This window comes from Lentisphaera marina, from assembly GCF_028745505.1.
GTDB lineage: Bacteria > Verrucomicrobiota > Lentisphaeria > Lentisphaerales > Lentisphaeraceae > Lentisphaera > Lentisphaera marina.
Window position 1 is genome coordinate 2,168,859 of the sequence record NZ_JAQZZL010000001.1, and the last position, 24,970, is coordinate 2,193,828.

At 42.7% G+C, this 24,970-nt stretch carries 17 protein-coding genes; 1 reads left to right on the forward strand and 16 read right to left on the reverse strand.

Translation table 11 applies throughout. From position 1 onward, the window contains the following. Window positions 1–71 precede the first annotated feature (71 nt). The 11 genes from PQO01_RS08890 to PQO01_RS08940 all read right to left on the reverse strand — a co-directional run bounded on the left by PQO01_RS08890 (window position 72) and on the right by PQO01_RS08940 (window position 17,238). A complete protein-coding gene (locus PQO01_RS08890; RefSeq protein ID WP_337994448.1) occupies window positions 72–1,523 on the reverse strand; it encodes a sulfatase in 1,452 nt (483 codons plus the stop codon). Between the two features lie 113 nt (window positions 1,524–1,636). Beyond that, window positions 1,637–2,143 (reverse strand): hypothetical protein, encoded by a 507-nt coding sequence (locus PQO01_RS08895; protein WP_274313667.1) that lies wholly within the window; start codon window positions 2,141–2,143, stop codon window positions 1,637–1,639. Between the two features lie 81 nt (window positions 2,144–2,224). After that, window positions 2,225–3,199 (reverse strand): SGNH/GDSL hydrolase family protein, encoded by a 975-nt coding sequence (locus PQO01_RS08900; protein ID WP_274313668.1) that lies wholly within the window; start codon window positions 3,197–3,199, stop codon window positions 2,225–2,227. A 130-nt stretch (window positions 3,200–3,329) separates the two neighbouring features. After that, window positions 3,330–4,634: a hypothetical protein gene (locus tag PQO01_RS08905; RefSeq protein WP_274313669.1), complete on the reverse strand. Its 1,305-nt coding sequence runs from the start codon at window positions 4,632–4,634 to the stop codon at window positions 3,330–3,332. A 33-nt stretch (window positions 4,635–4,667) separates the two neighbouring features. Continuing rightward, window positions 4,668–5,963, reverse strand: coding sequence for a sulfatase-like hydrolase/transferase (locus PQO01_RS08910; protein ID WP_274313670.1), 1,296 nt, complete (start codon window positions 5,961–5,963; stop codon window positions 4,668–4,670). Window positions 5,964–5,991: 28 nt separating this feature from the next. Continuing rightward, window positions 5,992–7,335 (reverse strand): twin-arginine translocation signal domain-containing protein, encoded by a 1,344-nt coding sequence (locus tag PQO01_RS08915; RefSeq protein WP_274313671.1) that lies wholly within the window; start codon window positions 7,333–7,335, stop codon window positions 5,992–5,994. 8 nt (window positions 7,336–7,343) lie between these two features. Continuing rightward, entirely contained in the window at window positions 7,344–9,575 is a 2,232-nt protein-coding gene (locus PQO01_RS08920) for a PQQ-dependent sugar dehydrogenase (protein WP_274313672.1), read from the reverse strand. A 57-nt stretch (window positions 9,576–9,632) separates the two neighbouring features. Continuing rightward, entirely contained in the window at window positions 9,633–10,874 is a 1,242-nt protein-coding gene (locus tag PQO01_RS08925) for a DUF1552 domain-containing protein (RefSeq protein ID WP_274313673.1), read from the reverse strand. A 9-nt stretch (window positions 10,875–10,883) separates the two neighbouring features. Continuing rightward, window positions 10,884–12,848, reverse strand: coding sequence for a DUF1592 domain-containing protein (locus PQO01_RS08930; RefSeq protein WP_274313674.1), 1,965 nt, complete (start codon window positions 12,846–12,848; stop codon window positions 10,884–10,886). Window positions 12,849–13,204: 356 nt separating this feature from the next. Further along, window positions 13,205–15,949, reverse strand: a complete 2,745-nt coding sequence (locus PQO01_RS08935) for a DUF1592 domain-containing protein (protein ID WP_274313675.1) — start codon at window positions 15,947–15,949, stop codon at window positions 13,205–13,207. Continuing rightward, window positions 15,946–17,238, reverse strand: a complete 1,293-nt coding sequence (locus PQO01_RS08940; protein ID WP_274314066.1) for a DUF1552 domain-containing protein — start codon at window positions 17,236–17,238, stop codon at window positions 15,946–15,948. The genes PQO01_RS08935 and PQO01_RS08940 overlap by 4 nt, the downstream gene beginning before the upstream one ends. Before the next feature lie 191 nt (window positions 17,239–17,429). On the opposite strand from PQO01_RS08940, the gene PQO01_RS08945 reads away from it, so the two are divergent. Beyond that, complete coding sequence (locus PQO01_RS08945; RefSeq protein WP_274313676.1) at window positions 17,430–17,762, forward strand: hypothetical protein; 333 nt, start codon at window positions 17,430–17,432, stop codon at window positions 17,760–17,762. Between the two features lie 168 nt (window positions 17,763–17,930). Here PQO01_RS08945 and PQO01_RS08950 read toward each other — a convergent pair whose 3' ends face one another. The 5 genes from PQO01_RS08950 to PQO01_RS08970 all read right to left on the reverse strand — a co-directional run bounded on the left by PQO01_RS08950 (window position 17,931) and on the right by PQO01_RS08970 (window position 24,668). Further along, window positions 17,931–18,776: a DUF3037 domain-containing protein gene (locus PQO01_RS08950; RefSeq protein WP_274313677.1), complete on the reverse strand. Its 846-nt coding sequence runs from the start codon at window positions 18,774–18,776 to the stop codon at window positions 17,931–17,933. Continuing rightward, the gene (locus PQO01_RS08955; protein WP_274313678.1) at window positions 18,773–19,531 is read right to left on the reverse strand and encodes a HipA family kinase; all 759 of its coding nucleotides are present in this window, start codon (window positions 19,529–19,531) and stop codon (window positions 18,773–18,775) included. The genes PQO01_RS08950 and PQO01_RS08955 overlap by 4 nt, the downstream gene beginning before the upstream one ends. A gap of 93 nt (window positions 19,532–19,624) precedes the next feature. Next, window positions 19,625–22,033, reverse strand: a complete 2,409-nt coding sequence (gene hsdR / locus PQO01_RS08960) for an EcoAI/FtnUII family type I restriction enzme subunit R (protein ID WP_274313679.1) — start codon at window positions 22,031–22,033, stop codon at window positions 19,625–19,627. Continuing rightward, entirely contained in the window at window positions 22,030–23,214 is a 1,185-nt protein-coding gene (locus tag PQO01_RS08965; RefSeq protein WP_274313680.1) for a restriction endonuclease subunit S, read from the reverse strand. The genes hsdR and PQO01_RS08965 overlap by 4 nt, the downstream gene beginning before the upstream one ends. Then, window positions 23,214–24,668: a class I SAM-dependent DNA methyltransferase gene (locus PQO01_RS08970; protein WP_274313681.1), complete on the reverse strand. Its 1,455-nt coding sequence runs from the start codon at window positions 24,666–24,668 to the stop codon at window positions 23,214–23,216. The genes PQO01_RS08965 and PQO01_RS08970 overlap by 1 nt, the downstream gene beginning before the upstream one ends. Window positions 24,669–24,970 lie beyond the last annotated feature (302 nt).

The following is a 24,970-nucleotide window of genomic DNA, read 5'->3' on the forward strand; positions in this document are numbered from 1 at the left end:
CTGCACCTAAAAGAGTATTTTTCACACATACTCTAAAGCTTGTACTACAAGTTCAAACTTTAGTTTGTTAATTACTTCTTAGTCTTTTTATTCTTACTGGTCTTCCAGTTTTTTTTCATGAATTCTTCGGTGGGTTTGCCAATCTGCTCCGGACGATATTGCGCCGGATCGAAGTTTGGGTTCGGCTTAGGAACTAGTCCACCCGTATCCTGGATCACCGCCTCTATGATTCGGTCCATTTCTTTCACTCGTTCGGGGTAGTTATCAGCCAGGTCATTCATTTCGCCGATGTCTTCAGCCAGGTTGTAAAGATTATAAGCGTGAGCGCCATTTTCGCCCTGGTGGAAAAGGCGAAGCAGTTTCCAGTCCCCTGAGTGAAGGGAAATGGATGATGGCACCCAATCCGGAACCATAGCAGGAAAAGGGAAGTAGTTTACAAGGCCCTTGCGATTGAGCTTTTTACCAACTAAAGCCGGACTAATATCAATACCATCAACTTTATGATCCGCTGGGATCTCTATTCCCAATTGATGGAGGATAGTCGGATAAAAATCTGAGGTTTGAACAAGTTCCTTAGAGCGGGTTTCAGCTTGGGTAAGTCCCGGCCAGGAGATGACAAAGGGAATGCGGATTCCACCTTCACACATGGATGCTTTTCCTCCACGAAGGGGGTAATTATCCGTCGGGAAAATGCCGTCGAGTTTGCTGTACATATTGCCGCCATTATCGGAGGTGAATATGATAACTGTTTTATTGGCAATTCCAGCTTCATCTACCGCGTCAAGTAAAGAACCGACAGCATCATCCATGGATTCAATCATCGCGGCATAAATAGCCGATTGCTGCCTATCTCCAGGCTTGATCATTTTTTGGTACTTGTCGACTAATTCCTGCTTTGCATCCCAGGGGCCATGTACTGAAAACATCCAGTAATTCATAAAGAATGGATCTTTATTTTTTACTGAATTCATCCAGGCTATAGCCTCTTCAGCCATGCGGTCTTCAATATGCTCTTTTGGAGAATTGGCTTTAAAGTTTTTATACTTCCATGGAGCCACATATGAACCTGCTGGACCTGGACCTGGATGATTTGGTATATCTACATCAAAGCCATGTTCCAGAGGGGAATAAGGCTTAGGGCCTAAGTGCCATTTGCCAAAATGCCCAGTTGTATAGCCAGCACTTTTAATGAGTTTCCCCAGAGTTGGCAGTTTATTATCGAGACGTGTTACCGTGTCTACCGAGATTACTTTATCACCGGGAGGGGTATTTTTTTTGTACGTGGGCTCCATGCGAACGGCCTTCGTATGGTGCTCGGGCCTGGTCGCCCCATGTCTTAAGGGAATTTGTCCCGTCAGTATGCTCGCCCGAGTTGGAGAACAAAGCGGACTATCCGAATAAGCACGACTAAAAGTCATGCCCCGCTTTGCCAGGCGCTCAATATTCGGGGCCTGATAGAGTTTGATCGTACCGTAAAGACTTGTATCTGACCAGCCTAAATCATCCGCCAAAATAAAGATGATATTGGCTTACTTACTGCTCTGATCCGCAGCTAAACCTGAACTTGCTAAAAAGCCATTAGCCGCAACTCCAAGTAAAAGAAATGATAGTAAACGCTTCATAGAATGCCCTGTTCCTAATCTTCTTTTGACGGAGAAATGCTTACCTCAATGCCTGCAGGAACGATAAGCAGGTGTGGAATACCAAAAGTTTTCTTCTTTTTACCCGCTAAACCTTGGTGCTCAGGAACAGTAAGTAAACCAGCTGGAGCCGACTTCTTATAAATGAGGTCAGTAAATGGTACGTGGTCCCCCATCCAATCCAACTTCATATCTGTCTTTTCCCAAGCTTGTCCCAGTGTTGGATTCCCACGATCCATTACAGCTAAATAAACTTCTGCGGGAGCACTCAACTTGAAATTCATACCAGCTCCCGGCTTCATTTTATCGCCGCGGTTGATGGGATAACATTTAAAGCCTTTTAAGGTTTCAGGAATAGTTGTCACTTTAAATTGACGATCTGCACAGCGCAGCCCCCCTATTTCTAAAGCAGCTTTATGGCCCGATTTGTTCTCTGCAAAAAGCGATGAACTAAAGCTCATTAAACAAAGTAGTAATAATGCTTTCATTGTGTAGTTTTTCATTGTCTTGTCCTTTGTGATATTTTGTTAAATTTATTGATTCTTTAGAGTTCTTTATTTACCTTACAAAGCGGTCTTATAAGCTCAGCTTAAGTCCACTTTGCTTTTGATTTCTTTATATAAATTTATTGCGAATTCCGCAAAGCCGACATCATTTGGATGCACTCCATCTTCGTAGCGGTCTTCGCGGTGTGACACCATTTTCTGGCCGTCGATAACTGTCATCCCCGGGAAGCCAATGAAACTTTGGCGAAGCTTGGAACCGAAGTCGACAAATTTGGCGTAATCCTTTTTATCTTCAAAGGAACGCCATATAGGCGAAACCAGGACAATGGGTACATCGGGAAAAGTGGCTCGTACGGCTTCCATGTGATCCCTGGCATCCTTAAAAACATCTTCATGCGTACGTCCAGTATTAAAGTCATTGTTACCATAGGTGCAGGTAATAAGACTTGGATTGACTGTGATATCGGGATCCCAGCTAGCAGCCTCAAAGATGTGTCCTCCAACTCCCTGATTAAGCATATCCATTTTTAGAAGTTGAGAAAGGCGCCAGGCGCAACTTGAGCCCATTCCACTGCCAGTCATACCCTGGATAATGGAGTCGCCAATATTTAAAATCTGACCTTTAGCTTTCGGGGCCGGTCGACAAGTCGCGCCATCCGCAAGTCCCCATGAACTGATACGACAAGTCACAGTATATGGTAAAAGCACAAGGATATGACGATCACCTTCACCAGCTAGTTGCAGGCGCCCATTCCAGTGCTTTGGTGGTCCGTCGACACGAACAGTCGCTTGCAGAGCACCATCAATGACGACATCAAGAGCAAGCCAGGAGCGACAATAATCGCCGCAGTAGACTCCTAAATCCAAATAAGGACTATCCGTTATGAGTTCGATACGAATACCAGCTGGGCAGCGAGCACGAATGTCCCACGTTTCGTTTTTAGCGAAGTGCTTCAACTGTTTATGAGTAAGGCGATGTGGCTGCAAGCCCTGCTCGTTTTGATCAACATGTAAACAGCCGTGGATGTGGGGGATGAGGGATGATAATTGCATCTTATTTACCTTTGCCTGACAGATCTTTTGTATTGAGCCACTTATCTATCAAGCTAGTCAATTCCGGTACTTTATCGGGCTGTCGCGCTGAAAGAGTTTTATAATTATGTGAATCAATATTTCCCATGGATTATTTTCTCATGGCTGGCAGTTCAACTAATTGCATATCAAAGTAGGCTCCGCCGCTTATTGTTTGGTAAAGTCGCTTCCCCTTAAGATTTGGTGACTTCATTTCCTCAATCCTGGCAGAATCAATCAGCTCAACAGATGCCAGTGAGAACAGGCGCCCGTCGGGAAGAATGGCCAAGGTATCGGAATCACAAACGCGAATGTCACCCGGCGCCATCAAAGGACCATGATCAACTCGTTTCTTTGACTTTAAATCATGGGTCACATAATAGACCTGATCCTTGGGCTTGCGCTCGCGGCCTTCCACCTCTACAGCCGGTCCGTGGGCGAGGTGATGGATCTTTCCGTCAACTAAAAGGAAGGCGAGACGACTGCCTCTAATATTGCCCATGGTATTGAGGTCTACATCCGAGCAGATGCGCGCTAGTGGAGTAATTGATTTAGTTTTAAGATCTAATTCAAATAAAGAGCATGTTCCCTGATGAGTGGCGTAAATTTTGTCACTACTCGGTGAAAGAAGAGCCATGCGCCATTGGGAAGACGCAAGAGCCTTATCATCGGCTTGCCCAACAATCCCCTGCTTCACATTAAGACCGCTTTCAATAATCTTTCCTTGAGCGGGGTCATAGTGCCAGATTTCGCCATTTTTACGACTTCCATAGACGACTCCGCTTTCGGGATGAACAACTAAACAGCGAGTCACATCTATTGAGTCTGCCATAGCTTTGCTCTTTCTGTATTGGTCATCAACCTGGCCAAGAATTTTAACTTCTCCCGTGCCAATATCACAGCGCATCAGCAGGCCATTTGGAAAGCTTATGCCGTAAAGACAATTGCGCGGAAAGTCCGGCTCCAGAGTTAGAATCCCCTCCAATTTGGGAGCTCGCCCCACAACTTTAGCTTTGCCACTTTTTTGATCATATGCTACAAAGCAGCCACCGGAATAAGCTTTGCGCTGTCTATGCCATTTGTAGCCGGCGACTCCGAACGCGGTCCCAAAATAAATGACTTTATCATTCTCATAAAAGGGTGTATGGATCTTACCCTGAGACATTTCACCTCCGGGCCCAACTTTAACGCCGGTCACATGACCTAAATCAAAGGGTTTCTCAAAGTCCTCAGTTTCAGGGTCATAGGAAAGCACCTCTGCATTCAGGTCCAGCCAATGAGTCAAAAAGCCCATAAAGAGCTTGCCATCCGCTGTTGAACTTAGTGCCAGGTGACTCGCATCAGCCCAAAGCAGGTCCGGATCATGTAATTTGACGTCGACCTGCTTACTTCCAGTAAAGGACGTGCAAGAAGCCATTAAAAATGCACAAGAGCCAGGCAACATTTCAAATCAAGGTTCCTTTGAAAAGACCATGGGAGTGTCTTGCAGCCACTGATCCATCAAGTTTGTGAGTTCCTTGACCTTTTCGGGGTGCTGTGCAGAAATATCCTTGCGATCATCTGGATCATTTTTTAGATCGTAGAGTTCGTAGCTACCTGGGCGAGCAATGAGTTTATACCAGCCATTGACCACAACACGGGCGAGTATATCGCTATGCAGTTTATGAGCGGCATCGATATTGATATCGCGATCATAGATGTCGACAAAAATACTGTCACGCTTGGCAAGCAAGTCAGGTTTTCTTAAATCCAAACCAGACATAGCCTCATCTGGTTCTATACCACAGGCTTTTAAAATAGTTGGAGCTATATCAATTGCACTGGCCAATGTCTCTTTATCGCGTTGGGGTGAAATAGTTTTCTTGTGGGTTAAAAAGATTGGCGTACGTATGCCTATTTCAACCGCTTCTTTTTTCGAACGTATATAACCACCGACTTCATTAGGGTCCGGCAGCCAACCATTATCACTGGCATAAACAAAAAGAGTATTGTCGTAAAGATCCTTTTCTTTTAGGAAATTCACCAGTTGGCCACAGGTCTCATCAAGCCAGGCAATATTCGCCCAATAACGTGCAGTGGATTCATTGGGGGCCAGATCTTTGTATTTCTGATAGAGACGATCCGGAGCATTGTGGGGTGTATGCGGCAGGAAAACACCATACCAAATAAAGAAAGGTCTCTTGTCCTCTTGAGCTTTATTTACGAAGTCGTAAATTGGCTTCATGGTTTTACGGCCAATCTGAATGCCGTATTTATCCTCAAAACCTTGATCAAGCGGATCGCCTTCCCACCATTTCCCAGTCTTAAAAGTTGCATAGCCATTATCATTTAATTGCTTGACCATGGAAGGCGCATTTTTAAGCGAAGCCGTCATAAGGTGAGCATGCTTACGAGTTAGTGTTCTAGCCTCCTTTTTATCCATCGTTTTAAAAGCTTCAATATATTTTGCCGGTATGGAATGATTGCCTCTGACTGCTGTTTGATGCGGGTAAAGTCCCGTCACAATACTCGCCAGTGACGGCCGGCACATGGACGCTGTATCATAACCTCGATCATAGACAAGGCCTTCACCCGCTAAACGGTCTATGTGAGGAGTTTTAACGTGTGGGTGTCCCATGAAGCTGTAATCCATCCAGCCGTGATCATCGCTCAAAATAAAAACGACATTTGGTTTATCCTGAGCATGAGTCAAAAAGCTGACGACACAACACAGCAAGATGATTAATTTAGTGGGGGTTTTATACATAATTTTCTACCGTATTTTTTAAAATTTTCTATCTAAAGTGCTTTGACCATTTTGATTTCTGAAGGCCGCGCTTAACCGCATCCAGGTTTTTCAATTGCGCTCCGCCGTAATGACTTAAGGCATAACCATCACAGCCGGTGTATGAGGATAGTTCGGCACTTTTCTCCAGGATGGCTGGATTCTTACCGCGGATATCCAAAGCAGCCACCCAGTGAACGTGATCACCGGCAACTTTTTCAAAGTTCTCCAGGTACTTCACTTTCTCGTGGACGAGCTTCATGTTGTCCTGATGTTCCACAAAAGCATTGGCTCGGATGGAATCGATATGATTCATAAAAGAAGGCAGGTCAATACCAGAGTAATAACTATGGGTACGGACGTAATGATTCCAGCGAATGTCGATTTTTGGATTGAAGGATTTCGCCGCAGTACTGATCAAATGGAAAAAGTTATTTATTGACTCACAACGGAAATCCAGCCAACGTTTTAATACAGGATTTTGCTTAAGATACTCTTCAGCAGTAATGCCGGAATCCATGATCGCTTTCTTATCCTGTTTTGCCAGAATAAGAAGTTCTTTCTTCGCTTCCTCAAGGTCAAAACCTTTCTTTTTAGCCGCAAGGACACAATTATTACAGAAGCATCCGCCTTTTTCCGGAGCGACTAAAGCCCATTCAATGGGGTCAGGAGGGATATTTTGCACCAAATATTTTATTGGAAGCACGTAGGGAACCAAACAAGTCTGTATGTAGTCCAAATCGTAGTTAGCCGCAAGATCTGAATAGAGTCCCACAGCGTATTCCTGAAACTCGGGACTATTATGGCAAACGACTGGCTCTTTGTAATTATGTGTGATTACAGGCTTTCCGAAGACGTTTATTTGAATGGCATCCGGCAACTCTTCTTGTAGCCTTATGGGATCAATCCAGGCGTGAAAGAGCTCAACTGCGGACTTCATCTTTCTTTTACGCAAGGCCGTCGTGAGGTCCTCTACCCAATCTGATTTTGCCAGAAAATCCCGCTTAGTTCGCAGCGGTTTGATCTTGCCATAGTGTTTCATATCCGGTTTCCAGTAAATATGGCAATCTTCACATGTATAAGACTTTCTTACGGGATTATGTGGATAATCACCACCACGGAACGGGCGGATGGATTGAGAAAGGTTACACATGTAGATTGAATTGGCCCCAGCCCTTCCCTGCAAGTTGTCCAGAACATTCTCTATACCTTCATCAGCCAAATCCCAGGGAAAAACACTGGCGGAAATTTCCGGTACATTGCCCAGCTCTTTGGCATGTAAGAACTGCAAAGGTGCAGCCACACCGGTCATACCAAGGGCTTTTATAAAATTCCTTCTCGTTAAATCAGTCATACTATCTCCTATGGATGTACTTTATTTTTATCAAAATTCTTAGGTGGCTCACACTTGGGTAGTGAGTTGATCCAGTCACGGATAAGGGCCACACCGGCTTCATCAATTTCGTGGGAACCAAATAGGGGCATCTGCCCTGCTCCGCGACGATTCATACGTCCTAAAAGTTCAGAGAGCTCGGCATTACCCGGAACAATTAGCTTGGCCTCTGCTTTGCCAAGTAAGCCAATCTTCGGAACTCCACCAATCAAACCTGTTTCTGCCAATGGCACATGGTATTCCAATTCCATTGCTGCGCGTCCCCCCATTCCCGTCTTGTGGTGACAATGGGCACAATTTATGTGCAGGTAAGCCCGTGCCCGCTCTTCCAAAGTTCCACTCTTGGGATTGTATGGATCCGCAAGCTTCACTTCCCGCCGCTTTTTTAAGTCATTGTTATTTTTCAATACTTTTGTTTTCAGCCATTCATCAAGTTGCTGAAGCCCCTGTGGGTCAGTTCTATTGAGTTGTGGCGCTGTGAAAGCAATGCCAAAGAGACTGTGTTGCGTGTGGCAAATCATACACTCTGAGCGAGAGGGATAGCGCCAGCTTTGTGTTTTCCCTGAATCGCGTTTAATTTCTGCCGTTTCGCCCTCTTCCGGAACCAGGCTCGCCGTCTTTCCTTTAGAATCCCACTTATAAGTATAGCCCTGCCAGGTTCCACTATTGTAAAGAACCTGAGTCTCCACCGGTGCACCATCTAAATAAAATGTTTTTACCAGGGCTCCGCCTTCGTTGATCCTTAGGCTACTGTAATAGCGATTGTTCCCTATCTTCGTGATTTGACTCTTGGGAAGGGCTAGAAAACGACGGGCACTGGCGCCATCAGCCCAAGCCTCCGCCTGCACCTTGTATTCCAGCACACCCTTTGACGGTTTTTGTGAAGCGACATGATTAAACAGACCTGTATCAGATAGAGTCTTTGGCCAAGGGCGAGTTTTTTGCTCACCTTCACGTCGGGATAAAGTTTCTATGGAGCCAGATAAGGAAAGCAGTAACAATTCTTGTTGGTGATCCTCACATATTGAGGTCAGTGTCCCGTAAGTAATTTTAGCAATTCGAAAGGGCTTCCCCAGCGTATCTTTATGGGCATCATAAGCCACGGCCCAAATCTCTCGGGTTATAGAACAGCCATAAATGTAGTGCCCCGCGAGTTCAGGAAATTTTTTACCTCGATAGAAAACACCACCAATAATTGAGCGCAATTCAGTATGGGGCTGTGCCAGCCTGGGAAGTGTATGTTGAGTATTGGGTCCACCTAAGGCTAAATCACGATGAAAAGGCTGATGGCCTTCGTACGAGGACCAACCGGCATTTGAGCCTCGCTTCACACAATACAACATCTCCCAGAGATCTTCTCCATTATCTGCTGCCCACAGTTCCTCGCTGACGGGATGGAAACACATGCGCCAGGGATTGCGCAGACCATACGCCCATATTTCAGGTAAAACACCATCCATTCCCACGAAGGGGTTATCGCCAGGCACTGTATAATTACGTCCTGGTTCAGGCTTACTGTGCACATCGAGACGTAAAATAGATCCCCGAACTACATCAACCTGCTGCCCCACTTTACCCGGATCGCGTTGGACCGATCCATCCCCGGCAGAGATGTAAAGAAAACCGTCTTTGGGACCCCAATGCAGATCACAGCCATTGTGAGTAATGCTTTTCCAAGTGTAGACAATTTCGGCTTTTCCCTTCAAAGAAAACCCCGATTCCATGCCCACTTTGTAGCGAACGATCAAACAGCGCCCATCTAAACCGTCCTGCTGATGAACTGCCAGGTACAAATGGGGGATTTGGGGCCAGTCTCGATCAAGTACTCCACTCAATAATTGAAAGTGTTTAGAGCTTTTACCCTGCCCCATGTCTTTAAAGTGCAATTTTATATCCGTCACCAGGTGACGTTCAACACTATCCTCCAGGCCATGAGCCGGTACCGACCAGATCTTACCCCTGTGCCCTAGAATCAACAGTTCCGCTTCATCTCTATTATTCTGATAGGGAATCACATCCAGTGCACCTTTAAAGAGATAATTGCCCTTAAAGAAGGAGACCGCCTGATATTTTAAACCTGGCATCCCTGCTCCGTCCAAAGCGGAATTATCCCACTTAAGCTTATCTTGTCCTAAAACGATAGCTGAGCCCCAAAAACTGATGACACAAAATAAGAGTGTAATCACTTTTTTAGGGGTCATGAACATATTCTACTACCAGGATTTGATTTAAAAATAAAAAACGTGAGGTCGGCGGTTTTAAAGGATTTGTAAAGAAGCGGTACTATCCGCGTATCTATCTTTCTTCACTCCCATATGCTGTGCCATATTAAGCCACAAATTGGCTAGAGGTGTACCTTTAGGGAAAGCTGTATGCTGACCATTGCCTTTAACATTTTTACCAGCCACAACCACAGCCAAACGGTCGTATCTGTGATCAAAACCATAACCGAGCCCACTGCCCATAACGCTGGTTGTAGAATCAAATAATGATTTGCCCTGATGATCTTTAGACTTTTTCAATTCATCTAAAATATAAGAGAATTGCTGAACATAGAATCGGTCAATTTCAGCGACCTTATCCTGCGCATCCTCTTTATGGGTCAGGCTGTGATGAACGACTTTTTTATCAAACACGCCATCAAAAAAGAGTGGTGAAGACCAGCGTTCGGGGCCTGCCATGAAAGTAACGTTTCTCGTCAGGTCAAGTTTTAGAGCCATTACAGTCAACTTACCCATCAGCCTCATGTACTCACTTCGTTTAACCGGCTCCATTTCGTCATCAGGAAAAGTGACTTTGGAGAGCTCCTGTTGTTTTTGAGCCAATAATAAAGACTCTTGTTCTAATTCTCTGACAGATGTGAAGTACTCGTCAAGTTTCTCTCCATCGTGACCTGAAACTTTGGATTTCAAAGATTTTGCATCAGACATGATGAGGTCCAATATACTGGAATCAATATTTGCCTTAGATCTAAATAAAGAATTAAACAAGCCTAAAGGTGATTTATAGTTAGGTGCTGAATAACCCGGACCGTACCAGGAAACTGAATCAAAGTGTTTTGTCTCTCGAACATTGGGGTCTTCATTACAGTTCACAGCTAAAGTTGGGAATGGTGTAGCACGCGGTAAACTCGATGCTATCACATGGTCCAATGTTGTATTGAGAGGATAGGCACCATCGGTTCTTTCATGGTGAGCTGAGCTCGTTAACCAACAGCAGCCTGATTGGGCATGAACGTCCGTACCTGTAGCGTGGATTCTATCCAGGCCACTGAGGACTGCGACGTCTTTCTTATGATTTTTTAAAGGTGATAAACTAGGCGTAAACTCATAGTCCCCGACCGTAGAAGGAAACCATTTGTAGGGGTTTACACCATTTGGGAGATAAAACCACAAAGCTCGCTTGATATCATTATTGGGTGAATTGGGGCTGGAAAAAGCTTCCAGTGAAGGCAATAAAATACTTGCCGATAAACTCTTTAAAATTACTCTGCGATTCATGTATTACCTCTACTGTCTTAAAAATGTTTCACTTAAAGCGATCTCTAATAAGACATCTCTCATCTTATGCCCATTAGATTTGCTGGCTGCAAGGATTTTTTTGATGTCATCTTGTTCATTGTAACCAACACTTCTGGCCAATGCGTAAGCATATAGGTGTTTAACAAAAGCCTCTGCAAAAACCTCTTTGTTGTCAATCATGATTTCTTTGAAATCCGGCAGGGTCGTATATGACTCCCCGAATATTTTCCCGGAAGTATCAACGTCTCGGCCATTGGCATACTTCTCTCTCCAAATTCCAACTGCATCAAAACTTTCAAGCGTAAAGCCCATGGGATCAATTTTAGCATGACATATTTTACAGTTATCGTTCTCGCTATGTATTCTTAATTGCTCTCTTATCGTTAAGCCCTTTACATCTTTAGATTCCTCATCCAGAGATGGTACATTTGCAGGTGGCGGGGGTGGCGGATCATTGTAAATCACATTGGCAAACCAGGCACCACGTAAAATTGGAGCACTTCTCTTTGAATGAGATGTTAGAGAAAGGCAGGCTCCCATAGTAATGAGCCCCATTCTGCTCTCATTTTTATTAATCTTAACTTTGCGCCAGGTTTTCTTTATTTTCTTATCCGGCTCACCATCGGGATTATTGTTTTCCTGATCTATTTTGTAATAGTCAGCAAGTGTGTTGTTAAAATAACTGTAATCATTGTCAATGAAGTCAAAAATACTACGATCCTCGACCAGAATAGTTTCAAATAAGAGCAAGGGTTCTAAGATCAGGTACTGACCGATATTGTTTTGCTTATGCCTGTCGAGAAAGTAATCCGGGAAGTTTTCGGGATCGGGAGAGAAAGCCAGCAGGTTGCCTAAATGAAGCCATTGAGCCGCAAAACCATACGTTAAATGCTTAGTTTTTCTATCATTGAGCATTCTTTCAACTTCCTGCTTGATCACCTCTTCTTCAACGAGTTTGCCGTCCGCTGCCAGACTTAATAAACGATCATCAGGTCCAGAGCCCCATAAAAAGTAGGATAATTTCGAGGCAATAGAATAATTTTTATTCTCGTTTGGCTTCTTGTAAAGAAAATCTGGAGATGCCAAAATAACTGAGACCACATCAGTCATCGCTGCTGTGTATGAGGATTGATGAAACTTGTGACGCTCGGTAAAATAGCCCACGTACCTTTTAAGCTGGGCATCACTTAAGGGTTTGCGAAAAGCTTTTACCAGGAAGTCGGATAGAAAAGCTTCTGCCTGCTTTAATTCATCTCCTTTTTGGCTATTGAAAACAAAGTGCTCTTTCCACACTGGACTAGCATCTTTAAACTTCTTGTTGTTCAATAACTCTTTTGCTAAATCCATGTACCTGGACATAAGCTTGGGAGTAAAACTCAACATTTCAACATTATTATCGTAGCCGTTTTCTTCCTTGTAATCTACGGGTAGTGGAGCCACGCCATAAGGTGGTTTTTCCAGACCAAGCTGAGTCAGTCGACTCCCGATAAGTATCTTGTCGGGCATCTTTTTACTTTTGGGAACAAAATAAGGTTTTTTGGTATCCTCCTTTATAAACCTGCTCGGCATTGCAAAAATATTCTTTTCTAAAGCAAAGATGTCTCTTATAGAGTTGTCATACTCGTATCTGGTCAGGCGTCTCATGGGAGTCACATCTTCAGCCTTTTGACTTAGAAGTCCCTCTACATAATTCAATAGCTTCTTTCTGTCGTGTTCCGGAAGGGGTTTTTCGTCCTCGGGAGGCATTTCCTCATGCCTGACGGATTCCCAAATATCTTCCAGTTTCGGGTCATCTTTATCAAAAGAAAAAGTTTCTAAATTCAGCTTGCCTTTGACCTTTTTATTACTGTGACATTCATAGCAATAGCTCTTGAAAAGCGCCCTCATTTCCTGATCCGGCACGGCTAAAGAATAATGTGCCATAAGTACTGCAACTATTATAAAAACCTTCATGCCATATCCCTTAGGTCAATATTCGGCAATACATGATTACTGAGTAAATTCACAAGTCTTGAATCCTTAATTTAAATCTTTTGCAAATGAGTCACTCTGCAATAATCATGCTTGATGATGGCAGTTTTATCACAACTCAAATGCCTGCTTGTTTCTACTATTATCGTGAGCCCTACACAAAATGACAGGAAATGACCTGCATAAGCTAAATTCAGAGGCTTTTTTAAAATCTTTTATTGCGGGTGTCGCAAAAAAGGCCTTTACTGAGCAACTTTACACACTTCCAAAGGCTAAAAGAGTTAAATCCCAGTGGCCTTAGTTCTTGATATTGAGTCAACTAAAATGAATTCTCGTGTTTATTTATGTCGAAACTCTTTACGCTGAACCAATCCATGAATGATGGAGTTTAGGGTGTAATCCTGTTTTTTAGCTTCTGCTAATAATTCCTCAGTCATATCATCATCCGTAAAGGCGTAGGAACGTCCCAAGGCATAGGCAATCAAGGACTCAGTAAAACCACGAGCAAAATCGTCCTGGCGAGCGGCAATGAGCTTTTTCATTTCATAGTAACCTTTAAAAGCGGGCCCCTTGTGGAACTTGCCGGATGAATCAATCGTCCATTTCTTATTTTTATATTTATCTTTTACACGCCATTTGCCTGTGGCATCAAAATTCTCTAAACCAAAGCCAATTGGATCAATTTTGCGATGACAACTGGCACATTGGGGTTCCTCCTGGTGAGCGACTAAGCGTTCACGAGTAGTCAATACTTTTCCTTCTAAGCGCGAAATCTGTGGCACGTTGGCCGGGGCCGGCGGCGGTGGCTGATTGATGAGGTGACGCAGAACCCAGGCACCGCGTTCCACTGGGCTGGTTTCCAAACCATTACTCCCCATGGCATTGATTGCAGCCATACCAAGTAAACCTCCACGAGGTGAACCAGCAGGTAATTTGACTTTGCGAAATTCCTGGCCGTATACACCCTCAATACCATAATGATTGGCCATCAAGCCATCCACAACAAGATAATCACTACTCAACAAATCACCGAGCCTACCATTATTTTTTATTAGATGGAGGATGGTTTGATAGACTTCCTCACGAGCTGCTTTTTTGGCATTGTCATCAAATTCACGGTGGTGAGCTACATCAAATTGAAAGAAGTCTAAACGCTCCATATCCAGCCACTGATGAGTAAAGCCATCCACAAAATTTTTCGCTCTTGGGTCAGCTAACATACGGTCAACTTCGAGCCTTAATTGCTCGGGATTCATGAGTTTTTTAGATTGAGCTAATTCTAAGAGTCTCTGATCTGGTGGCGCACTCCACAAGAAATAGGCTAAGCGTATGGCTAATTCGCGATCAGTTAGTCTGCGTGGCCCTTGCTTATCATTAGGTTCATCTAGATAAAGGAAACTAGGTGAAGCTAAAATGATACTCAAAGGTTGAACGAGGGCATCCTCAAAAGAGTCACCTTGACTACGGCGGTACTCGTAGTGATTGACTAATTCCTGTATATCGTGCATTTTGCCACGAAATGCCATGAGACCAAAATCCTTAATGATTTCACGGGCGCGATTGGGCTTGTCTTGATGTTTTATAAGAATTTCATCAAAAGGACTGGGGGCTTGCTTTAAGGGGCCTTCCAATTCTACCCAGTCGAGCCAGAGAGATGGAACGGGTCCAATACCAGTGCGGTGCCTATCACGAAAATAAACCTTTCTACGCAAGTCTGCCCAATTTGCTGATTGACGCTCCTGAATCGCAATTTCTTTTTTAGAATGGCTAAAGATTTCAATCGTAGTTTCCTGGACTTGAGGCTGTTCGGGAGTACCCGTCATTTGCATGTAAGCAAAAGGTAGGCCTTCAAAAAAGCGCTTAATGGGAATTCTCTTTTGGGGGTGGCCTACCTCAATGAACTTTCTAAAACCTGGCGCATCGGCCATAGCTCCACCACGCACGCGAAGTTTATACTTACCCACGGGCATACCCTTGGGTGGTTTAATATCGATACGATTAATCCCCTTAATAATCATTAGGTAACTGCCAGAGTCACTCAATGGCAAGTCACGGCTTTGTCTATGATATTTGTAATCTTCCGTATAAATAACCTCACCAAAAATAGCGGCGGCCTCATCTCTTAATCCAAAGTCTTTTGATCTAGGAGCGCCTTTCAAGTGCTTTGCCTCATTGGGTAAATAACGCCAAGGGGTTTTTGCAACTCTGGGGTTCCTCTTAATAATTTCTGCCATGATTTCTTTATTTTCAGGTGCTTCTGAAGCGGCTTTTACTTGTTTAAAGTATTCTTGAAATTTGGCGTGATTTTTTTCAAAATTAGCAAGAGCTTTATCCAGTTGAGGATTAAACTGGTCCTCAACTTCTAAGCGATAGACAAAGGCTTCTTTATTTCTGTTGTTATGGCGTTCAAAAGCTTCTTTAATTGCTATACGCCCTGCTTTGAGGTACTGTTCGATCTGATCACTGGAAATGAATTGTGAAGCACCCTCAGTATCGAAATGTCCCGCGCCATCTGCGGGGAGATTATTAGCGTCTACCTGTACATCTAAAAGTTCCCTCAGCGTATTGTTGTACTCGCGGCGATTGAGGCGACGCATAGTAATTTCCCCACCCGAATCGGATAGTACTTTACGAGCTGTAACCATGGTACTGGAAAGACTTTCGAGAAAGTCCGCTTTCTCCATGCTCTTGGGCTGTTTTTTTTCTTCCGGAGGCATATCCCCTGAATTAATGGCATTGAGAACCTTTTGCCAGGTTTCCGCTTGTTGAAGCGTCTGAATATTAAAATCCAGATCTTCGAGATTAATTTTACCTTCCTGCTTTTCATCATCGTGACAATTTAGGCAATAATTGGCTAAGAAATCAAAGTTTTTCTCAGGAAAAACGGCTTGGGCTTTTTCGGCCTGAACCCCAATACTCAAAAATAAAAATATGCTAAGCCATAAAGTCAAATAAGACCCCTTAGTCGCCTGGTCAAGGATTGGCAAATCCTTGCAGGGAGAGCTCGAGAGGGGCAGCGCCCTTCTCGTATGCCCAGCATAATGACTCTGAGTAATCGTGAATAAACAAATAAATTTTCTCATACTTGCAGTTCTTTGATGATTCCAGTGCTATCGCCGTGACGATCTACTTTTACACCTGAGCCCTTGAGCATACTCAACCAGACATTACAAAGAGGTGTATCATCAGGTAGGACTAAATGTTGGCCCATGGCCAGTTTAGATCCCCCACCAGCAATGATAGTAGGACAATTATTGAGGTAATGAATGGAGCGAATATTGGAGCCATAAGCCAGGCTCACATGGTCGTATAAGCTGCTGCCATCGACCTCTTTTGTGGCTTTCAACTTAGCAATTAAGCCAGCCAGTAATTCACTCTGAACTTGATCTCGTTTTTCAGAAGCTGCCATTCGATCACCAGCTGTGTAGTGACTCATATCATGGGGAGCCACTTTTACTCCAATACTCTGTAAAAGAGATTTGACTGGCTGACGATAAGTCATCACTCGAGTCGTATCAGTTTGCAGAGCCGCCACAATCAGGTCGTACATGGCTTTGATCTCATTCTTACCTTTTAATCCCTTGGACGGTGGAGCTAAAGGAGCCTTTTCCTTGGGTACGGTGAGCCATTGTTCATCTTTACTAATGCGATTTTCTATATCGCGAATTCCTTGGAAGTATTCGTCTAATTTTTCACTATCTGCTTTACTTAAACCACCTTGCAGGCGCTTAGCATCATTAAAAATAGTATCCATCACACTGCGCTTTTCTTTTAAGGCGGCCTGGCGCTGTTCCAGAGGCATGTCATCAGCTGAAAAGAGTTTGTGATAGAGCTTTATGGGGGAGTCGATTCCCGACATGGGTTTGCCACGTTCATCCCACGATAAAGACAAACCCATACCATGACCATCGGCCTTTTTTTCCGTACTGCACAATTGCATGGAGGTGAAACGAGTCTCTTGCCCAAACGCTGCCGCAGCAACTTGATCCGCAGATATGGAATTGGAAAAAGATTGACCAGCTACGGCATAGCGATTGGCTCCCGTGAGCCAAAAAGTACTTCCCCAATGGGCTTCATTGGTGTATTGATGTGAACAACCTTGTATAAGAGTGAAGTCTTTCTTGTATTTCGCTAAGGGAGCTAACCCCTTGGGAAGTTTGTAATTAGCACCGGTATCTTTGACATCGGGATACCAAGTTTCATTAGTCACCCCCCAGCCAAAGCCAAGAAAAATCATGCGTTTGGGTGGCGTGGACGGTTTTTTATTGCGACTAAAGGACTTAGCCTCATATCCTAAAGACTCCAGTGCCGGCAAAGCCACAAGAGCGCCAGTGCCTCGTAAAAAATGACGTCGATTAAATTTGCTCATGATCTCAATACTCTTCGTAAATACAATTCTATTTAATACTTGTACTGAAAAAACAAAATCTTACAAAACTCTGAATAGAAAAACAGCAATTAACTTGAAAAGGCTCATTCAAATACTGCTTCATTTATTAATGAGAGTGTATTTGTGAGGGGCGCTTCCACTTGACTTTATCAGCTTTGCGGAGCTAAAAATCCATGTCTTTGCGCCTTTCGCTAAATTTATCGAAGGCTTATTTCCTTGGGTGTGCGCCAGTGCCAACGATCTGTTCTAAAGGGGTAATAAGTGAATGGCTGGGCAAAGGTCTACTCAAGGACTCTTTCCCTTTTGAACAACGTTCTAAACGCCTACTCAAAGCTTGGGAAGCCGTTGGTCACCCAGCTTATGAAAGAAGTCCCAGACGCCAAATCCTCAGTCAAGAATGTTTTGATTTTTTAAGAAATCCCAATTTGCAGTCACAGCAAACCAGAACTCATAGAAAACTCATTCGAAAACTGGTACAAAGAAAAGTGGCAAAACTAGAGACTTGAATGATTTAGTAAACTTTAACCAAGAAAAGCTCGAAAGAACACGAAAACCTTTATTTCACGCGTACTTAAACCTTTTTAGGTATTCAGTGCGTACCTCAATTCAAAATTAAGAATTTATAATTCAAAATTAATGCTCATCGAATTAATTATTATTTTAAATAATTCTACCTAGGAAACAAATTTAACAAGTTGTCGTTTATTCTCTTCGGTGAACATGTCCACATCATGTAACTTGATAATTTGTACACCTTCATCCTCTAAACCAATCATAATTTCTTTGCAGGCGGGAATTAGTTTTTTATCATTGCTAGCCTTAACCGTAAAAGCTACTTCATCTGGTAAAAAACCGTTCTTCTTCAACCTTTTAACTTTTGTAACCCAAGCATCACCATGATTGTATATGCTTGATTTATCTTTCTTATCTAAATCAAAAGGTTTTAACGCTTGATTTTTCAATGGGTTATAAAAAGCCATTTTTACATGATAGTCGTCATTACCTACAGTGTAGTCTTGTTTGAAGTTTTGAAGAATTTTTAATCTTTCAAACTCTATTTTCAAAGTTTGCGTAATGCGCTCTTCGATATACTTCTTACCTTTTGTATAACCACGTAAAACATAATATTTAAAGAGACCTTCTACTTTTTCACCGGCATCTTTACACATTGCTGTAGCTATTTGACTAAACTGAAATACGCCTTCTTTCGGACTTACTAGACTTTTAAAAATCGTTTGTTGCTCATTAAGAAAATAATCCAAACCATCGTGAGTAAAGCTTTTTTTAATTTGAGTTAACTCATCGTCGTATGACTTAACCCATGTTGTATATGCCTTAGCTGAAAGTTCGGGGAAAAATCCTGTCACTCGTTTAAATTTTTTTGTTTCTAATTTATGGTAAAGCTTGCCTGTAATTGGAGAAAAAGCTACCACGCCAACATTCACAAATTCCCCCGCATCTGCATAAGGTACAAAGCGAATAACAGCGTAATTGATCACATCTTTATTATGACTTTTCATTCTTTAACCCAAAACTGTTCTTTTCGATATCTTTCCAAAATTGATTTAACATACCTAAAGCACTCTTCCAGTTTTTCAACTTCATTTCCTAAATCGGCAGGATCTAACCATTCACGAGGAATACCTTCACAAACCGATCTAAGCTCTTGAATACATGTACTTAAATAATTAATACCCTTATCAACAAAACCGCTATCCCAATAATCATAATCTTTAATAAATGGATGCTCTCTCCAGAATTCTTCAGCATTTAAATCTCTATCAAAAGCTAAATTATGATCAATTATATAGAGTTGTTTCTCTAAAGCATTATAGAGCATATTTGGATTACCTCCTTTTGCCGATATTTGCCTGTCAATATTTAAAATTGCCCAATCAAATAACAGTATTTTTGCTCTTAAAGCAGGATCCACACTTTGCAATTGTTCGAAACTTACATCACTACAAAATCCTATAAGTTTAGAAGCAAATGCGTAACCTGGCTTACAAAAATCATTTACTTCAGAATTATTAGAATATTCAACAAGTTCCTCAGGAATATCAGCTATATAAAAATCAGGAATAGGAAGTTCAAATATCTTGGCAAGGTTTCCTGCGATCCACTCAAATGCTAAAGACTCCCCACCCGCATTTAAGGTTTTAACGTAATAAGATACTCCTACTTCATCTTTACAGCGAAAAGGTTTTGTCTGGGCATTCTCAGACATTTCAATTATTTCTTCGATTTGAAGTATGCTTTCTTCAATCTCAAACATTTTCACTCCCGCCCATTACATTTAAACTTTTACAATATACCCATTGAAGGTGATCTTCTGCTATAATTTCACATTTTTTAAATTGACCCATAACTACGCACTTAGCTCGTATAAGTATTTTTGGAAGCCGACGAAAACTTCGCGGATGGCTGTGGGTGAACCAAAGAGCTCTGCTGCATCGGTGACGGTATTGTACTTGAGTTCGAGTAAGCTCTTCATGTTCTTGGGAGCCAATTCCCCTACTCCATCGTTGATGTATTTGCTGAGGATGAAGTCAATAAAGTCGCGTTGTAGCTCACTGTCGTAACTCTTCACAATAAAGGGCTGAGCTTTTTGCGCTCGCTCTTGGCGACTAATTGCCTCTACTGCATAAGCGACATAGGCTAAGACATCAAAAACATCACTATTTTCAGCGTCGATGAGCTTTTTCATTTCATTGAGCTTCTCTTCATCGTAACCCGAATCACATAAATCATTCAAGAGTTTCTCACGAGTCTTGGGCTCACTCCATAGCTCACGCAATTGAGCTTCACTCTCAAAGAAGCTCGGAAGATCATCAAACATCTTCTCTAAGAACTCTTGAGCAGAAATAGGCTTATCTCCATGCCAGTACATAGCTGATGACACATGCTTAATCTGCCTAGTCTTGCCATCACTCAATTTAATCTTGACCTTCTCAGGTGTTGGCTCAGGCTGTTCTGGCTCCCCATCAATCGGCGGATCATAAATCACTGGTGGATCATTCACTTCACCTCCACCAGTAGGGTCACCTTCACCGCCATCTCTTGGTTCAGGAGTCAAAGGCTCACCATCCCATTCAGGGTCAGCAAAATTATGATGTGCTTTTACGAAGTCAAAAATACTAAAGTAATCCTTACCATCGTACATACGCGTACCACGACCAACGATCTGCTTAAACTCAATCATATTATTACAGGGGCGCATCAGCACAATATTTCGCACATTACGAGCATCAACGCCTGTGGAGAGCTTGCGTGAAGTGGTTAAAATAGTCGGAATCGTTTTTTCATTATCTTGGAAAATCTTGAGGTCATTCTCACCAGCCGCACCATCATTAGCCGTCACACGAACGCAGTAGCTCGTATTTGTTGTCCAACCCTTCTTAACCGCATACTGATTAATAAAATCGCGCACCATGCCCGCATGTTCTTGGGTTGCACAAAAGACAATCGTCTTTTGATTTGGGTCAATCTTATTCATCCAGTAATGCACTCGCTTTTGCTCACGAGCTGGAATAGTGATGATACGATTAAAGTCTCCCTCTTTATAAACCTTACCAGGTAGAGGATCACCTTGAATAATAACACCATCACCAGGCGTATAGATATACTCATCCATTGTACCCACAATAGGGTAAACCTTAAAGGGAGTTAAAAAACCATCGTTAATGCCTTCCTTCAGTGTGTAGCTATAGACAGGCTCACCAAAGTAGGAGTAAGTATCCACATTATCTTTGCGCTTAGGTGTTGCCGTTAAGCCTAATTGAACAGCAGGAGAGAAGTACTTGAGAATATCGCGCCATGAACTCTCGCTATTAGCTCCGCCACGGTGGCATTCATCAATGACTATGAAATCAAAAAAGTCCTCGGGGTACTCACCAAAGTACGGAGCGTCATCGCCATTCTCATCAGTCCCACTCATGAAGGTTTGGAAGATGGTAAAAAACACGCTAGCGTTCTTGGGCACACGTCCCTTCTTTTTGATATCACTTGGTTCAATTCGACAAATGGCGTCTTCACCAAAGGGGCCAAAATCATTGAAGGCCTGATTCGCCAAAATATTGCGATCGGCTAAAAACAAGATCCTCGGACGTCGCTTGGCTTCTCTTGGAGTGGTGCGAGAGCTTAGGCTCCAGCGACTATGAAATAACTTCCAAGCCAATTGAAACGAGATCGCTGTTTTGCCAGTGCCTGTCGCAAGAGTGAGAAGAATTTTGTCTTCGCCTTTAGCTAAAGCTTCTAAGGCTCCATTGATGGCATTTTCTTGGTAATATCTAGGTGCCCAGTTCCCACCCTTGGTTTCAAAGGGGATTTCAGAGAACTTCTCGCGCCAGGTTTTTGTATAATCGGCTTCATCACCATCAAAGGCCAAAGCCCATAATTCATCGGGACTGAGATAGTCATCGACTAAGCCTTCTTCACCCGTGACCATATCAACCTGATAAATCTCGTGGCCATTGGTCGCATAGGCTAAACGGCACTGCAAGCGCTTGGCGTAGTCTTTTGCTTGGCGAACACCTTCAGTATGACTTAAGCCTTCTTTCTTGGCTTCTACTGCAGCAAGTTTCTTGCCTTTATAAACCAAGACGTAATCACTATCAACTTTTGTGCCACGCTTGCCACCGCTCAAGATCTGACCTGGGCAAATAACTTCCCTGCGGATAAAGCTATTCTCCACCACGCTCCAGCCATTGGTTTTCAGCTTGGGATCAATTAAGTCGGCGCGGGTATCGGCCTCATTGCGATGGCGTGTCGTACTCATGCAAAGACCTCATCTTTTGTGAGTTCACCACTGAAGGCTTTTTGGAGGAGTGATTTCTTAAGCTCGTCGAGAGCTTCGATTTTTTTGCTGTAGATGGATTCGAGGTTTTGCACTTGTTTAGAAAATATTGAAAATTCCTTTGCCAAGTCTCTCTGCTTTTTGATTGGAGGAAGAGGCAAGATCGCTTTCTTAACCAAATCACCACTGATATTCTTAACGATTGCTCCTGCAGCTAAAGAGTTAAATTGCCCTTTTAAATATGGCGAGCTCAATAAATAGTAGAAATATTCGGAGTCTAATGTTTCTGGGAGTCTTAACACAAACCATCCATCGTGAATATACCCAGGGATTTGCATAATGTAGGGACGACCAAAACTCATAGAATTCGATAAAATAAAGTCACCAACATCTACAAAACGAGATTTCAATGCTCCTTCAGGTGTAATTTTTTGATTTGTAGATGTGAGATATTTATCGCCTTCTTTAACATCACCTATTTTAATCCAATTAACTCCATCTGGAGCATCTGTTATAAAGTTTTTGATGGGCCGAGGAGAGCTTCCTCTTTCAACAGTAACTGCTTCTCCCAAAGTTGGTGTTTCCCAGCCTTCGCCTTTTTCGGTGAAGACTTTTTGCAGGTAGGAATCAAAGAGTTCGCGGGCATTTTTGAAGTTGGCTTCGTCATTGGCACGCGCCTTTGCGATATCCGCAAAAGCCTGATCCAAAATCTCCACAATTCGCTTTTGTTCAGGGGTAGAGGGGCACCATAACGGGCATTTTAGAATATCACCTTTACGAAGATTTGTTTGATTCTCACCATTATTAAAAGACAAAAGAAATGGATGTCGATTAAGTTGATAATAAAGAAACTTTGTATTGAATTTATTAGATCGTATAGCACAAATCCGTTGATTTAATGAGTACAAATCATCTTGATCAACAATGAAACATTTTGCTAAAGCTTTTCCATTTGGCACATCACTCATTACAAAACAAATATCCTCTTTAACTAAAGGAAATATTTGATGAGCAGTTTTTTTATATACATTACCTTGAGTAGAAATGAACTTTGAATTTACAACTATAAATTCACCTTGGTCATCGATACTTTTCTCATGAGCTTTACCATTATAAAATTCGCATACATCACCTAAGTTAAATATATCGGATTCCAACATCATTAGAGCAATCCTTGAATGCTAGTTAAGATTTTCTCACTTTCTTTATCAAGAGCGATGATGTCCTCAATAATAACTGAGGGCTCACGCAAGGGAGCTTCATCTTCGAGATTGGGATTTTTAACCGAAAGATCGTATGTCGTTTGATCTACATCGCTGACTTTTATTGACCAAGACTTATCGGAATCCGCAAAAGTCTTTTGTAGGTCGACAAATTCTTTGAGGTCTTTATCATTGAGTGGATTCGTCTTACCTAGTGAACGTCCTGGATCGAGTGCATAGAACCAAGTCTTTTCGGTGGGTGCACCTTTCTCAAAAAACAAAACCACGGTTTTAACACCAGCACCTATAAAAGTTCGTGCTGGACAGTCGAGCACCGTGTGAAGATTACAGTTTTCTAAAAGTTCTTTTCTTAGGGCGACTGAGGCATTATCCGAATTGGAGAGGAAGGTATTTTTAATTACCACTGCAGCACAGCCACCTGGCTTGAGGCTTTTCATAAAGTGCTGAAGGAAGAGGAAGGCCGTTTCACCCGTTTTGATTGGGAAGTTTTGCTGAACTTCTTTCCGTTCTTTACCGCCGAAGGGAGGATTAGCTAAAATGATATTGTATTGATTGTGAAGCTGAATATCCGCTAAGTTTTCACCAAGAGTGTTGGTGTGAATCACATTGGGAGCCTCGATACCGTGGAGGATCATATTCATAATGGCAATCACATAAGCCAGAGACTTCTTTTCCTTGGCGTAAAAAGTCTTCTCCTGAAGAGTCTTTAAATCGCTAGTTGATAAGCCTTCACGCTTGCGCAAGTGATCAAAGGCTTCGCAAAGGAAACCCGCTGAGCCCGCAGCACCGTCGTAAATAGTTTCACCGATCTTGGGGTTCACCACATCGATCATGGCGCGAATCAAAGGTCTTGGCGTGTAGTACTCACCACCATTGCGACCCGCATTGCCCATGTTTTTAATCTTCGTCTCATAGAGGTGCGAGAGTTCATGCTTCTCTTCTTGAGAGCGAAAGCGTAATTCATCGATTTTCTCTAAGGCATCGCGCAGTGAATAACCACTTTGAATCTTATTCTTGATCTCACCAAAGATCTCACCAATCTTATACTCAATTGTGTCGGGACTCTCTGCTCTTTGCTTAAAGCCCTTGAGGTAGGGAAAGAGTTCTCCATCCACATACTCCATAAGATCATCGCCCGTTAGAGCCTCATTGTGATCAAAGTTGCCTTCCGCATCCTTGGGCGCAGCCCACTCACTCCAGCGATGCTTTTCATCAATGATGTATTCGTATTCCTCACACTCCAACTCAGCAACAACTGCCTTGTCCTGCTCCAAGTCATCTAAATACTTTAGAAAAAGCATCCATGAAGTCTGTTCCGTGTAATCCAGCTCACTCGAGCAACCCGCATCCTTATGAAGGATATCATCAATATTTTTAAAAACTTGTTCGAACATAACTTCTTTCCCCTAGTCTATCTAAAATTTCTAAGGAAGCCAATGCAAACATCATTCAGCAATACGTTCTCAATTCAATTACTGACTCTCCCTTATTACAGTTTCATACTATTAAGGACATGCGCAATTAGTCAAAAGAAGAAAAGTTTGTACAGGGAAATAAATGGAATTTTCTCAAGTAATTTTAGGGTTTATTTTCTCTCTACAAATAATACACTGCTTTTAAAGCAGCTCTATACAGTTTTCAAGAGAGAGTTTGTTTGTATAATTCGGGCTTAGGGAACTAAGCCCGAATGGGGAAT